This is a genomic window from Bacillus sp. FSL R5-0397 (genome assembly GCF_038593395.1).
Lineage (GTDB): Bacteria > Bacillota > Bacilli > Bacillales > Bacillaceae > Bacillus > Bacillus altitudinis.
Map to the genome: position 1 here is coordinate 1426985 of NZ_CP151992.1, position 14114 is coordinate 1441098.

General features: G+C 42.0%; 18 protein-coding genes. 16 read left to right on the top strand and 2 right to left on the bottom strand.

The features are described 5' to 3' along the window. Positions 1-148 precede the first annotated feature (148 nt). The 6 genes from cyoE to ctaG all read left to right on the top strand — a co-directional run bounded on the left by cyoE (position 149) and on the right by ctaG (position 6333). Positions 149-1066 carry a heme o synthase gene (gene cyoE / locus NSQ70_RS07215; RefSeq protein WP_024720296.1) on the top strand — a complete coding sequence of 306 codons (918 nt, stop codon included), beginning with the start codon at positions 149-151 and terminating at the stop codon, positions 1064-1066. A gap of 278 nt (positions 1067-1344) precedes the next feature. Then, positions 1345-2412 (top strand): cytochrome c oxidase subunit II, encoded by a 1068-nt coding sequence (gene coxB, locus NSQ70_RS07220; protein WP_039168612.1) that lies wholly within the window; start codon positions 1345-1347, stop codon positions 2410-2412. A 188-nt stretch (positions 2413-2600) separates the two neighbouring features. Further along, positions 2601-4472 (top strand): cytochrome c oxidase subunit I, encoded by a 1872-nt coding sequence (gene ctaD / locus NSQ70_RS07225; RefSeq protein WP_007499823.1) that lies wholly within the window; start codon positions 2601-2603, stop codon positions 4470-4472. Then, positions 4469-5092, top strand: coding sequence for a cytochrome c oxidase subunit III (ctaE, locus tag NSQ70_RS07230; RefSeq protein WP_089374148.1), 624 nt, complete (start codon positions 4469-4471; stop codon positions 5090-5092). The genes ctaD and ctaE overlap by 4 nt, the downstream gene beginning before the upstream one ends. Before the next feature lie 2 nt (positions 5093-5094). Next, positions 5095-5424 (top strand): cytochrome c oxidase subunit IVB, encoded by a 330-nt coding sequence (ctaF, locus tag NSQ70_RS07235; RefSeq protein ID WP_003211520.1) that lies wholly within the window; start codon positions 5095-5097, stop codon positions 5422-5424. A 30-nt stretch (positions 5425-5454) separates the two neighbouring features. Next, positions 5455-6333, top strand: a complete 879-nt coding sequence (gene ctaG, locus NSQ70_RS07240; RefSeq protein WP_017367183.1) for a cytochrome c oxidase assembly factor CtaG — start codon at positions 5455-5457, stop codon at positions 6331-6333. Between the two features lie 31 nt (positions 6334-6364). Here the strand turns inward: ctaG and NSQ70_RS07245 are convergent, their stop codons facing one another. Beyond that, positions 6365-6730, bottom strand: a complete 366-nt coding sequence (locus NSQ70_RS07245; protein ID WP_008345035.1) for a YugN family protein — start codon at positions 6728-6730, stop codon at positions 6365-6367. A gap of 161 nt (positions 6731-6891) precedes the next feature. On the opposite strand from NSQ70_RS07245, the gene NSQ70_RS07250 reads away from it, so the two are divergent. The 9 genes from NSQ70_RS07250 to coaD all read left to right on the top strand — a co-directional run bounded on the left by NSQ70_RS07250 (position 6892) and on the right by coaD (position 11953). Further along, the gene (locus NSQ70_RS07250) at positions 6892-7314 is read left to right on the top strand and encodes a CBS domain-containing protein (RefSeq protein WP_034646433.1); all 423 of its coding nucleotides are present in this window, start codon (positions 6892-6894) and stop codon (positions 7312-7314) included. A gap of 122 nt (positions 7315-7436) precedes the next feature. Next, on the top strand, positions 7437-8480 hold the full coding sequence (locus tag NSQ70_RS07255) for a CAP domain-containing protein (protein WP_008345031.1): 1044 nt from the start codon (positions 7437-7439) through the stop codon (positions 8478-8480). A 109-nt stretch (positions 8481-8589) separates the two neighbouring features. Continuing rightward, complete coding sequence (locus NSQ70_RS07260) at positions 8590-9003, top strand: YlbD family protein (RefSeq protein WP_024720298.1); 414 nt, start codon at positions 8590-8592, stop codon at positions 9001-9003. A 19-nt stretch (positions 9004-9022) separates the two neighbouring features. Beyond that, positions 9023-9271: a YlbE-like family protein gene (locus NSQ70_RS07265; RefSeq protein ID WP_017359376.1), complete on the top strand. Its 249-nt coding sequence runs from the start codon at positions 9023-9025 to the stop codon at positions 9269-9271. A gap of 73 nt (positions 9272-9344) precedes the next feature. Further along, positions 9345-9752 carry a hypothetical protein gene (locus NSQ70_RS07270; RefSeq protein WP_007499810.1) on the top strand — a complete coding sequence of 136 codons (408 nt, stop codon included), beginning with the start codon at positions 9345-9347 and terminating at the stop codon, positions 9750-9752. Between the two features lie 57 nt (positions 9753-9809). Further along, complete coding sequence (locus NSQ70_RS07275) at positions 9810-10259, top strand: YlbF family regulator (RefSeq protein WP_017359375.1); 450 nt, start codon at positions 9810-9812, stop codon at positions 10257-10259. Between the two features lie 65 nt (positions 10260-10324). Beyond that, on the top strand, positions 10325-10597 hold the full coding sequence (locus NSQ70_RS07280) for a YlbG family protein (protein WP_008345023.1): 273 nt from the start codon (positions 10325-10327) through the stop codon (positions 10595-10597). A 312-nt stretch (positions 10598-10909) separates the two neighbouring features. Then, positions 10910-11467 (top strand): 16S rRNA (guanine(966)-N(2))-methyltransferase RsmD, encoded by a 558-nt coding sequence (rsmD, locus tag NSQ70_RS07285; RefSeq protein WP_327855507.1) that lies wholly within the window; start codon positions 10910-10912, stop codon positions 11465-11467. Between the two features lie 3 nt (positions 11468-11470). Continuing rightward, positions 11471-11953: a pantetheine-phosphate adenylyltransferase gene (gene coaD / locus NSQ70_RS07290; protein ID WP_007499803.1), complete on the top strand. Its 483-nt coding sequence runs from the start codon at positions 11471-11473 to the stop codon at positions 11951-11953. A 13-nt stretch (positions 11954-11966) separates the two neighbouring features. Here the strand turns inward: coaD and ylbJ are convergent, their stop codons facing one another. Next, the gene (gene ylbJ, locus NSQ70_RS07295) at positions 11967-13175 is read right to left on the bottom strand and encodes a sporulation integral membrane protein YlbJ (protein WP_335372818.1); all 1209 of its coding nucleotides are present in this window, start codon (positions 13173-13175) and stop codon (positions 11967-11969) included. A gap of 156 nt (positions 13176-13331) precedes the next feature. Between ylbJ and NSQ70_RS07300 the strand changes: the two genes are divergently transcribed. Beyond that, on the top strand, positions 13332-14111 hold the full coding sequence (locus tag NSQ70_RS07300; RefSeq protein WP_025207288.1) for a patatin-like phospholipase family protein: 780 nt from the start codon (positions 13332-13334) through the stop codon (positions 14109-14111). Positions 14112-14114 lie beyond the last annotated feature (3 nt).

The following is a 14114-nucleotide window of genomic DNA, read 5'->3' on the forward strand; positions in this document are numbered from 1 at the left end:
TCACGAAAAGTTCACAAATAACTTCAAGTTTGTCGTTTATTATTTAATAGGATGTTTTTTTACAGCTCTTTATCTTGTATGATAGAGTTGTAACGATTTTACGTTTTATTCGTTCGTTTGAAGGTTTGGGCAAGGGAGGTTATACACATTGGCAAATTCCAAAACAGCCGCGGAAGCAGCTATTCATGGACAAATAGAAGAAACAACCGCTTTAAAAGATTTTCTTGCTCTTATTAAAATGGGCATCGTCAATTCCAATTTCATTACAACATTTACTGGAATGTGGCTTGCTTTTTATTTTACAGGTATGAGTTTTCTTGGGAATCTTGATATTGTGCTGTTAACAATGATTGGTTCTTCTCTTATTATTGCCGGTTCATGCGCCATTAATAATGCGTTTGACCGTGATATTGATATACTAATGGAAAGAACAAAAACAAGACCGACGGTGACAGGTAAAGTTCAGCCGGGTCAAGCGTATGCATTTGGTATTCTGCTTGTTGTACTTGGACTGATTATGCTTCTGATGACAACTGTTACATCAGCAGTGATTGGATTTATCGGTGTGTTTACTTATGCAGTTCTATACACGATGTGGTCTAAACGTCATTACACCATTAATACAGTCATTGGGAGTGTATCTGGTGCGGTTCCGCCATTAATTGGCTGGACAGCTGTTACAGGCACCATCGACACAACGGCTTGGGTCCTGTTTATGATTATGTTCATCTGGCAAATTCCGCATTTCTTATCACTTGCGATTAAGAAAACGGAAGATTACCGCAAAGCAGGTATTCCAATGCTGCCAGTTGTTTACGGCTTTGAAGTCACAAAACGCCAAATCATCATTTGGACAGCATGTCTTCTTCCGCTTCCATTTTTCTTAGGTGGATTAGGATGGCCGATTGTCGCACTTGGCACATTGCTGAACATTGGATGGCTCGTCATTGGTCTTATGGGCTTTAAAATGAAAGATATCATGAAGTGGTCAACACTCATGTTCGTTTATTCATTAAACTACTTAACGATCTTTTTCGTTGCGATGATTATTATTACACTATTCTAGAGTGAAATACACTTTGATCACATCAAAACAATGGCTATATCTTATAACACAACATTTTCTTACAACTATGAAAGCCGCCTGATATTCAGTTCTATTTAGGCGGCTTTCTGTTTATACATAGATGGTATTTTGAGTAAAAACATCATTTTTTTATGAAAAGAGGAAATGTAAGTGCTTTTATAAGAGGCGGGGGTTATGGATGGGTGAAAGGTGATTTTATAAATAAGAGGTAAAAGCGAAAGGCAAAGGAGATCAAGCAAAAGGGGTTGGGACAAATTATGATAAGAAAATGGCGTGTTTATTCACTGTTTCTCTTACTGACGCTCGTTTTGGCGGGCTGCGGTGAACCATACTTATCAACACTCAAGCCAGTTGGGGAAGTAGCAGATAAACAGTTTTTCCTAACGGTACTGAGTACACTTATTATGGTTCTTGTCGTTATTGTTGTATCGATCATTTTCTTTTACGTCATCATTAAATTCAAACGTTCTAAAGTGGGAGAAGATACGATTCCTAAACAGGTAGAAGGGAACCGTAACCTCGAAATTACGTGGACAGCGATTCCGATACTTCTACTCATTATTCTCGTTGTACCTGTTGTGGCATACACGCTTGAGCTAGGGGATACAAGCGCCATGGATAAGAAAAAACGAGATCCTGAAAAGACACTTGTAGTGAATGTAAGAGCCAGCTTATATTGGTGGGAATTTGAATACCCTGATTATGGGATTGTGACAAGTCAGGAATTGATTGTTCCAACTGATCAAAAGGTTTATTTTAAGCTGAAAGCATCTGATGTGAAACACTCATTCTGGATTCCATCAGCTGGGGGTAAAATTGATACAAATACAGACAACGAGAACAAGTTTTATTTAACATTTGACTCAAAACGAACGAAAGATGCTGGAGAATATTTCTATGGGAAATGTGCAGAGCTTTGCGGTCCATCACATGCTTTAATGGACTTTAAAGTTAAAACGCTTTCTCAAGATGAGTTTTTAGGCTGGACGAAAAAGATGACAGATTATAAGAAGCCTGCATCTACGTCAGATCTAGCCCTTGAGGGTGAAAAACTCTTTAAAGAGAAAAACTGTTTAAGCTGTCATGCGGTAGAGCCTGGAGATGAACGGCCAGAGGCGGCAAGGACTGCACCAAACCTTGCAACCTTCGGAGAGCGGACAAAAGTAGCTGGAATTAAAGACATGAATAAAGAAAATGTCAAAGCATGGCTGAAAGATCCAGAGAGCTTTAAACCAGGTAATAAGATGACAGGGACGTACCCTAAACTAAATGACTCAGAAGCAGATGCACTCTACGAGTATTTAAAAGGTCTTAAAATACAGTAAATGCCTTGAGCAGCTTGAAGTTGCGCACATTCAAAAGGGTATACGATCTATGTGAAGTTTTTGTTAAGAGCTCCCGAATAAGTCTCTACATCCAAGAATAAGTCATCTGTCAGATATAGTCTGTTTTTAGAACGTGAAGATAGACATTGATATGAAAAGGGGCAAATGGGAGATAAGAGGGGGATTTCATGGTGAGTACAATAGCTAAAAAGCGGGGGTTTGGCGCTGTCTTATGGGATTACTTAACGACGGTTGACCACAAAAAAATTGCCATACTATATTTAGTGGCAGGGGGATTTTTCTTTTTAATTGGTGGCCTGGAAGCGATGATTATCCGTATTCAGCTAGCCATCCCTGAAAATGATTTTGTGAGTGCAGGGTTTTACAATGAAGTCATGACGATGCATGGAACAACGATGATTTTCCTTGCAGCAATGCCGCTTTTATTTGCATTAATGAATGCGGTTGTACCCATTCAAATTGGTGCACGTGACGTAGCGTTTCCATTTGTGAATTCACTTGGTTTTTGGCTGTTCTTTTTCGGAGGTATTTTCTTAAACCTTGGATGGTTTATGGGCGGAGCACCTGATGCAGGCTGGACTGCCTATGCGTCGCTCACGCTGAATTCAGAAGGGCACGGCATGGATTTCTATATTTTAGGGTTGCAGATAGCGGGTATTGGTACGCTAATTGCCGGAATCAACTTTCTTGCAACGATTATTAATATGAGAGCGCCAGGTATGACGTATATGAGAATGCCGCTCTTTACCTGGACGACGTTTGTGGCATCTGCACTAATTTTATTCGCATTCCCGCCGCTGACAGCAGGGCTTGCGATGCTGATGCTTGATCGAATGTTTGATACGAGCTTTTTTAATCCAGAGCTCGGAGGAAATACAATCATCTGGGAGCATTTGTTCTGGATTTTTGGACACCCAGAAGTTTATATCTTGATTTTGCCGGCATTTGGGATTTTCTCTGAGATCATTCCAGTGTTTGCAAGAAAAAGATTGTTTGGTTATTCGTCCATGGTGTTTGCGACTGTATTAATTGGTTTCCTTGGATTCATGGTGTGGGCGCATCACATGTTCACAACAGGACTTGGTCCAATTGCCAATGCGATCTTTGCCGTTGCCACAATGGCGATTGCGGTGCCAACTGGAATTAAAGTATTTAACTGGTTGCTCACCATATGGGGCGGTAATGTGAAGTTTACAACGCCGATGCTATATTCAGTTGCGTTCATTCCGTCATTCTTACTTGGCGGTGTAACCGGCGTCATGCTTGCAGCAGCAGCAGCGGATTATCAGTTCCATGACACGTACTTCGTTGTGGCGCATTTCCACTATGTCATTATCGGTGGTGTGGTCTTCGGTATTTTAGCAGGTGTGCATTATTGGTGGCCGAAGATGTTTGGGAAAATACTGAATGAGAAGCTTGGGAAAATTGGCTTTGTGCTGTTTTTCGTCGGTTTCCATTTAACGTTCTTTATCCAGCATTTTCTCGGTCTTTGGGGCATGCCGCGCCGAGTCTTTACATTCTTGCCAGGTCAGGGTCTAGACCTTGGGAACTTGGTGAGTACGATTGGGGCACTGTTCATGTTTGTAGCAGTTGTCATCATGCTGATTAATATCATCTGGACGACAGCAAAAGGGGAGCGTGTATCGGGCGATCCTTGGGGAGATGGAAGAACGCTTGAATGGGCAGTATCTTCACCTCCGCCAGAATATAACTTTAAGCAGCTGCCTCTTGTACGGGGACTTGATCCATTATGGATTGAGAAAATGGATGGCAAAAAAGGAATGACAGCATCTGAACCGCTCGATGATATTCACATGCCGAATAATTCCATCTTGCCTATCATTATCTCATTCGGTCTATTTGTGTCAGCGTTTGGTTTTATGTATCGTCAAGAACACAGCTGGGGTCTACCGGTGATCTTCATTGGTCTTGGCATCACGTTTGCGACCATGCTCGTTCGCTCTCTTAAAGATGATCATGGATACCATATTCACAAAGAAGATTTGACGGATGACGATGACAAAGGGGTGAAAGCATAATGGAACCACAAAAAATGACAGCGGAAACCTTTCCGGCTTCTCCTGAGAAAGCCACGTTAGAAGGAAAGAATAAGTTCGTCGGGTTCTGGTTGTTTCTTGGGGGAGAAACGGTCCTGTTTGCATCTTTGTTTGCCACTTATTTGGCGCTGAAAAATTCAAATGCAGGCGGTGCAACAACAACTGAAATGTTTGACCTCACACTTGTCTTTATTGCCACAATGCTTCTGTTAACGAGCAGTTTAACGAGTGTGTATGCTATGTATCATATGAAAAACTTTGCCTTTAAAAAAATGCAGCTTTGGTTAGGTGTAACCGTTCTTTTAGGTGCTGGATTTTTAGGGGTAGAAATTTATGAGTTTTATCATTATGTGCATGCGTATGAATTTACCATTACGAGCTCTGCACTTGGCTCTTCCTTCTATACGCTTGTTGGAACACACGGGGCTCACGTCGCATTTGGACTTTGCTGGATCACCGCTCTGATGATTCGGAATATGAGACGCGGACTCGATTTATACAATGCACCAAAATATTATGTGGCAAGCCTTTATTGGCACTTCATTGATGTTGTGTGGGTCTTCATCTTTACCGTTGTATATTTAATGGGAATGGTGGGATAAGAATGGGAAATAAAAACACAAATCAGTCCAAAGTCGATCTTGTCTATCGGAAAAAGAAAAATGCCGAAGAAATGAAGCATCAGCTCATTTCTTTCGGCTTGATGATTGGTTTAACGTTTGTTGCCTTTTTAACAATCGCCTCTGAAGACGTCGGAAATTGGTTCGCTGTCCCTTTTATTTTACTGCTTGCAGTGATTCAGGTCGCTTTTCAGCTTTATTATTTTATGCACATGAACCAAAAAGGGCATGAAACACCCGCGTTGTTTCTTTACTCAGGTGTGTTTGTCGCGTTTATTACCGTTTTAGCCTTTTTGACCATTATTTGGTGGTAAGCTCGCTTTGCCCTTGAAGGAGGCGCAGCAATGGAAAACTTAGAGATATTTGGATTTCGTGCATTATGGAGTCCTTACTATTTGACATGTATTGTAGCAGCAGCCGCTTTTTATCTGCTTCTCGTGACGAAGGGTAAGCACCGTGCGACGGTGAAAGAGAAAACGCTGTTTCTCACGGGGCTTGTGTTGCTTTATGCAGTGAAGGGGAGCCCGATTGATTTAATGGGGCATATTATGTTCAGTGCGCATATGGCGCAAATGGCAGTGCTCTATTTGGTCATCCCGCCCCTTCTTATTACAGGTTTACCTGCGGCGATTTGGGAGCGGATCATTCAAACACGGGGTATTCAGCCGATTTTCCGCTTGTTTTCTAAGCCGTTGATTGCCTTACTCGGATTTAACGGGTTGTTTTCGCTGTATCATATTCCGCTTGTGTTCGATTTTGTCAAAACAGATCCGTTTTATCACGCATTGATGACGGTTGTCATTTTTATCGCTGCCTTTTTCATGTGGTGGCCGCTTGTCCATAAAGTGCAAAGTCAGCCGCAGATTACAGGCATTTTAAAGCTTGGATATATTATGGCAGATGGGATTTTAATGACACCTGCCTGCGCACTCATTATGTTTAGTGAAGCGCCTATCTATGCCACTTATTCAGATGCCGGCGCATGGATACAAGCACTGCACCTATGCGTACCGAGTGATATGCTTGCAGGTCTTGCGCTTACGGGACCTGACATGTTTCATACATTGCCGCTGCTAGAAGATCAGCAGCTAGGTGCTATTTTGATGAAAATCATTCAAGAGATTGTATACGGATCCATTCTTGCTGTTGTCTTCTTTGACTGGGCGAGAAAAGAAAGAGCGAAAGATGCCGTACCAGATGCGCTCATTCCGAAATATGAATAAATGAAAAGCACAGCCGCAGGGGCTGTGCTTTTTATGCTTCAGCAGTGATCGCTTCTAGTTTTTCTTTCAATTGGTTCAGTGTTTTTTTGCTGGATTGAATAAGAGATTTAGGGAAATCTTCGCCTTCTCCATATTCAACACCATGCGGATAATAGTGTTTTCCAAGTAAAGGTGTCAGCAGCTGGATGTGGGCTTTTTTGGAGCCGACATCTCCCTCAGTGGCGTAGCCAGAGATCCGTAAGTAAAACGTCCCCTCTACCATGTTATACTTCCTGTCGTACGTCACACGCTCATAATCCCATTGATCGGCTCGTACAAATCCTTCACTTTCCATAATGAAATCCAATTTATTTAAGTCAGCTGATACCTTTTCAATCCCCGTACCTTCAAACTTCACCCAAAACCCCTCCTTATAAAAATTCCCTTTACTGACAATCATAGTATGAAAGCGTTAAACTTTCAACTGTGAAGGGTATGTTCTTTTATAAGCTGGTTACAGTAATAAAGAAAATAACGGATGGAGGAATCAACGTGAAAACGAAAAAAATCAAAGATATCATGACGAAAAAAGTAGTGACGTTGCAAAAGGACGACAATGCGTATGAAGCGGCAGTCAAAATGAAAGATGCTGACATTGGTGCCATTCCGGTAGTCGACGGAGATCAGCTTGTTGGTATTGTCACAGACCGCGACCTTGTACTTAGAGGTATTGCTGAGAAAAAGCCGAACTCACAAGAGGTTGGTGCCATCATGACGAAGGAAGTTTTGACAGCTGAAGAAGATGCAACCCTAGAAGAAATTGTCAGGTTGATGTCAGAACATCAGCTCCGCCGTATCCCGGTTGTCAAAAACGGGGCACTCACAGGAATCGTAGCCCTTGGGGATTTATCAGTTGAAGATTTATCAAACGATCGTGCAGGTGATGCCCTGACGGAAATCTCTCAACAAGACCAGGATCATGGCCAAGGATTTCTTCATTAGGAGGGGCATATTTTAAATTCGTGTTAAATAGGCTGTATTGTCGTTGATAAATGGAGCAAGTTTTGTTTAAATGACAGTAGAAGGTACTTTTTGTACCTTGCCAATTTAACGGAGGTGTTTATTTGAAAACTGTGCTGAAAACACTCTTCATCCTCCTGATTATATCTGGAACGTACGTTCTGTTTATTCAATATGGATCTTCACCAGAAAAAGAAAACAGCAATGAGCCGAAGGTGTCTAATGAAGAAACATCTAGCGATAAGCCGATCAACATTCCGAAAAAAGGTCTCATGTCCTTTATGGGGAAGTCTTCAAACGAAGTGCTTAAACAGCTAGGGGAACCAGATCGCATTGATCCTTCCGCATATGATTATGACTGGTGGATATACAATCAATCGAAGAAGCACTATATTCAAGTAGGGGTAAAGGACAGTAAAGTGGTGACCTTGTTTGCGACAGGGGATGGGCTGAATGTTGAGCCGTTTAAAATCGGTCAAGCCACAAGTGAAGTATTTAAAAAAACACAAATCGCTCCTTACATTCATGTAGAGGACGAGGGAAATTCATATCGCTTTGAATTCTCAGAAGATGATATGAATACCAGGCCGACGGTGAAAGTGGGAGATGATGTGTATGTCCAGCTCTACATGGATAAGTTTGAAAGCACTCTTTCGAGCATTCGAGCCTTTAATGCAGATACATTTGTCAAACAAAAGCCGTATGAAGTCGTTTATCGAGGTCAATTAATTGAACCTGAGGCGATATCAGGCGAAAAGTGGAAGGATATTGAAGCGTCGAGTCAAAAACAAATTTTTGATATGACCAATATTATCCGCCATAAGTACAAACTGCCGACCTTAAAGTGGGACGATGAAACCTCTGAAGTGGCATTCATGCATAGTGAGGACATGAAGGATCATCATTATTTCTCCCATGAATCTAAAAAATATGGCACGCTGAAAGACCGGTTAGAAAGAGGCGAGGTCGCATTTCAGCTTGCGGGGGAAAACATTGCGTATAATTATGTTGATGGCCCTGCAGCTGTAGAAGGCTGGCTGAATAGCGAAGGTCACCGGAAGGCATTGTTAAATCAAGATTACACGCACCTTGGCGTTGGTGTGAAAGAAAAGTATTATACACAAAACTTCATTAAGAAAACGTCTTAATCCTCTAAACAGCTGCGCACAGATGGCGGCTGTTTTTTTATGAAAAGGGCTCACCAAAATAGACCCAGATGTATATAGTATAGTAGGCATTTGTATGGGGGGTGAGGATATGACAAATAAGCAAAAGCAAACATCCATTGATGAATTTAAACAGTTCGTCAGACGCCATCCGAAATTAATTCAAGAAGTGCAGACGCAAGAAAAAAGCTGGCAAAGTTTATACGAGAATTGGGTCATGTTTGGTGAGGAAGATGACATGTGGTCTCCTTACCGGCAAACACAAACGGAAGAAGCAAAAGAAGAAAAAGCCGCTAAGCAAAGTGAACCGGGAAAAGCAGATTTTATGTCTAAAATGGTTTCTGCAGTGAAAAAAATGGACGCTGATCAAATGAATGAACAAATTAATAAAATGAGCCAGTCTATTTCCTCTTTACAAAGCTTACTCGGTCAATTTTCATCAAATGGCTCAAAGAAGGGTTCATCTGGAGGCAGCCAGCACCCATTCTCCTTCAGGAAAGATTAATTGAAAGGGGATGCTTTTGGTGCGGAGAGAAGTACAAGAGTTTGTCATGGCCGAAGAGGATCGAATCAAATTCATCAGGCAGCGCCCACTCTGGTATAGACAGTTAACGCGGCATCCTGAAAATGTCACTTCGTTTGAATTAGATAAAATGAACTTTTACGAAAAAACCATTCCTCATCGTGTGAGCCAGTTGAGCAATAGTGTCCAAATGGCTGAAATGATGATCCAGATGTTCCAAGCAATGCGCAATCAAAATGGAGCCGGGTGAGGCTTTTTTTGAGTTGATTAAGATGTCTATTTCATGAGCATCCTATGAAAGTAGACGAAAGGAGAATCAGAACATGAAATGGATGCTGTCAATATGCGCATTGCTTTTTCTTCTCACCGGATGTCAAAGTCAACATGATCAAGAGCAAGTAACTAGGCAAGAACCAGCAGTACCAGTCATGCAACAGACGCAAAGTGAAATGAAGCAGCAAGGCTTTTTAAAATACAAAGTGCAGGGATCTGTTGTGTATATAGAAAGTACACTTCAAGATTTTCACCTTGAACCTTCACCCTTGAAAAAGGATAAGAAGGCGGGATATTTTACAGTGTATGTAGACGGGAAACGGGCAGGCAATGAGTATACTGCGGCGTTTGTGGTCAAGCACCTTTCAAAAGGAAAGCATAAAATGACCGTTGTGCTAAATTCTCGTCACCCTGAATATAAGCAGAAAAGAGAGACGTGGGATGTATTTGTCACGTAAAAGCATTTTCTGATCCATAGGTTTCGTGGTAAACTATGAATTGGAGGTGCAACATTTATGTATGCGACAATCGAATTCGTGGAGCTCCAAGAGGAAGCAAATCAATTGGCTGCCATGATTCTTCAGTCGGAGGAGGCTGAACATTACCGCAACTGCTTTAAGCGTCTCCAGCAAGACGAAGAAGCCCAACAAATTATTGCCCATTTTACAAAAGTAAAAGAGCAATATGAAGATGTGCAGCGGTTCGGCAAATACCATCCGGACTATAGAACGATCTCAAAAGAAATGCGTGAGGTCAAAAGAAAGCTAGATCTTCACGATACAGTGGTTGATTTCAAAAAAGCAGAAACAGCGATTCAATCCATCTTAGATGAGATTAGTATTGAAATCGGTCAAGCTGTATCAGCATATATTAAAGTTCCAACAGGGAACCCATATTTTGATGGTCTATCATCATGCGGCGGTGGCTGTGGATCAGGAGGCAGCTGTGGCTGTAAAGTATCTTGACGAGACTTGAACGTCTCGTCTTTTACATAATGAACGGAAAGAATTGAAAAGCGGCAGGTGAAAAGATGGATACCAAACGTCAAGGGATGGTCGTTTGGCTGCATTCGTTAAAGCAGTCAAAAGCGCTAAGGAAATTTGGGAATGTTCACTATATTTCAAGGAAAATGAAATATGCAGTGATTTATTGTGATATGAATGATCTTGAGCGCCACATGGCAAAGCTCAGTTCATTGCCATTTGTAAAACGTGTTGAGCCTTCCTATAAACCTTTTATTAAATTAGAGTACGAATCGAAATTGGACAAAGCAAAAGAGTATGATTATAAGGTGGGCTTTTAAAGACACAAAAAAATCCCCGCGGCATCACCCGCGGGGTCCTTCTATTCTTAATGATTCATTAAGGAGAAGGCAAAGGGAGAGGAGAAACCGGAGGAAGAACTTATGGGGAAACGTAAGTCTTCTCCGCGGTTGGCAACAGCACCACATCAGATGCTGTTAACAGTAGTATGACCCTCTCTTTTGTGATCTATACATAGAAAATGAATGGAATTCAGTGCATTGTCCCATGTGGAGTGGATATGGTAAGATAATGTTGAATTTTTTGTCATCAAACAATATTCAATAGATGCAAGCAGAAAAAGTGGTGGAAAAATGAGAGTGATTTCTGGAACAAAAAAAGGCCGCACGCTGAAAGCCGTACCCGGCCAATCAACAAGACCAACAACAGATAAAGTAAAAGAATCCATTTTTAATATGATTGGACCGTATTTTGATGGGGGATGGGCCCTTGATTTATTTGCTGGAAGTGGTGGTTTAGGAATTGAAGCGCTTTCTAGAGGATTCGATCATTGTATATTTGTGGATCGAGATGTGAAGGCGATTCAGACGATTAAAGGCAACTTGAATCAATTGTCGCTGATGGATCAAAGTGAAGTGTTTCGAAATGATGCAAACCGTGCACTCGCCGCTGTAGTGAAGCGAGAAGAATCTTTTCAAGCCATCTTCCTTGATCCGCCGTATAAAGATCAAAAGTTGAAAGCACTTCTTGATACGATTGATGAGCATTCCTTATTAGCAGATGATGGCGTCATTGTGTGTGAGCATGATAAAGATGTGACACTGCCAGAGGAAGCAGGACAGCTGCATATCTCAAGGCAGGAAATGTACGGAATGACTGGCATTACGATCTATAGAAAGCGGGGAAATTAAAGCATGGGGAATATAGCCGTTTGTCCGGGTAGCTTCGATCCAGTCACATTGGGCCATTTGGATATTATCAAAAGAGGGGCAAAGATTTTTGATGAAGTATATGTGTGCGTCCTCAATAACTCGTCAAAAAAGCCGTTGTTTACTGTTGAAGAGCGATGTGAACTCATTCGTCAAGCAACAAAGGAGCTACCAAATATCAAAGTGGAATCCTTTCATGGACTGCTCGTTGATTATGCGAAACAAAAAGAGGCGAAAGTCATTTTGCGCGGACTTAGAGCGGTGACGGACTTTGAATACGAGATGCAAGGGACATCAATGAACAAAGTGTTGAATGATGACATTGAAACGTTCTTTATGATGACGAATAATCAATACTCCTTCTTAAGTTCAAGCATTGTTAAAGAAGTAGCGAAATATCATGGATCAGTCAAAGAGCTTGTACCGCAAGAGGTCGAAGCTGCGCTGAAAGAAAAATTTAATGGATGAGTGCATTGTGCACTCATCCATTTTTTAATTTCTGATAATAGAGCGCAATATACACGATCAGACTGAACAAGGTGATGAGAGGACCAACAGATACAAGTTGATTCCATAACACGCTGCTAAACATCACGACTTGCTCGCTTGTTTCAAATGCCCCTGCTGGAAGCGCCATGTCTGCTTTAGAGACATAAAGGGGTTTGAATAACAAAAAGGCAAAGACGGCTGCGTAAATACCGTGAAGTAAACGGGCGAAGAAAAAGGGTTTAAAGCGTATATCGGTTGCTGCCAAAATGCCGGCTACCTGAGCTTGAACGGAGAATCCGCTAAATCCTAAAATAAAGCTGACCACAATTGTTTTAGCGAGCAGGGAAACCTCTTGTGACCCTGTGAGCTGACTTCCTAATGTGATTTCAAATAGACCCGCAATCATGGCTAGATCTAATTCCGGCGGAAGGTGCATCGTTTTCAGTATAGAGCCGATCCCGATAGAGAGAAGATCTGTTACATGAACGACAGCGAGCATTTGACTAAAGACAGAAAATAAAATGATAAAGCCGCCAATCATAAAGAGCGTTTGAACAGATGACATGACAGCGTCACTTAATATTTGGCCAAGTGGTCTTTTTTCTGCGAGTCTTGCCATATGAAGAGCGCTGAATGCTTCTCGAATTGGAGGCAATAAAAATCCTTTTCGGCTTCTGAGGTGCGCATCATGACGTGCTTTATATCCGCGCATTGTCACCCCAACCGCGAGATTTCCTAAATAATGTGCACAGGCTAACACAATGCCTAAAGCTGGGTGATGAAAAAATCCTACAGCCACTGCTCCAAAAATGAACAAAGGGTTTGAAGAATTGGTAAACGACACAAGGCGTTCTGCTTCAATTCTCGTCAGCTGTCCTTCCTGCCGAAGTCTTGTCGTCAATTTAGCGCCAGAAGGAAAACCAGAGGCCATTCCCATCGCCAGCACAAATCCGCCGACACCAGGCACCCGAAAGATAGGCCGCATAAATGGCTCTAATAATACGCCGACAAATCTGACAATCCCGAAACTGATTAATAGCTCGGACAAAATAAAAAAAGGTAGCAGCGATGGAAAAACCACTTCCCACCACATTGCAAGTCCATTTTTCGATGCTTGCAAAGAGGCTTGTGGATGTGTAATCACAGTGGCTGTTAAAAAGATAAAAAAAGCAGCGATGAACAGAGTGTTCCATTTTTTCATGGAGATGTCGCCCCTTGCCGTTATAATCTATTGGCGAGCTCGTGATTAAAGAAAAAGAGATGCTAGCCGAGCCTGTCTTCTATTACTATACGATGAGAAGGGGCATGTTTAGACCTATAGATTCGTATATATGCATAGAAAGAGGAGGGTGGATTCATGAAACGACCGATTATCGGGCTTGCGCTGGGCTCCGGGGGTGCCAGAGGGATGGCGCATATCGGGGTTTTATCTAGTCTTGAGAAACAAGGAATTCAGGTGGATATGATCGCAGGAAGCAGTATTGGTGCTCTTGTGGGGAGCTTTTATGCAGCAGGACAAGACGTAGAAAAAATGAAAAAACTTGCACTTGTCTTCAGAAGAAAGTATTATGCTGACTATACACTGCCAAAAATCGGTCTGTTAAAAGGAAATCGAATTTTGCAGCTGATTCACACGTTTACATATGGGAAGAATATTGAAGAAATGCGCATGCCTCTTGCGATTGTCGCCTGTGACCTTCAGACAGGGGAGAAGGTTGTGTTCAAAGAAGGGTCTGTCTCACAAGCAGTCAGGGCAAGCATTAGCATTCCGGGTGTGTTTGTTCCGCATGAAATAGGCGGCAGGCAATTGGTGGATGGAGCGGTAGTGGACCGCATTCCTGTCTCTGTTCTCAAAGAAATGGGGGCAGATCTCATTATCGCCTCTGATGTATCTAGGGTGAAAAAAACAGAAAAGGCAACGAGATTATCGGATGTCATTATGCAAAGTTTGGACATCCTTCAAAATGAATTGGTTCGTCACCAAACCATTCATGCAGATCTCATGATTCGGCCGAAGCTCGAGACCTTTAGCTCTAGTGCGTTTACACAGGTTCAAGAAATGATTGAAGCAGGTGAACTCGCCGCCGACCAACTAAAAGGAAAACTGAAAGATGTCATTGATAAATGGGAGTGTTAATCG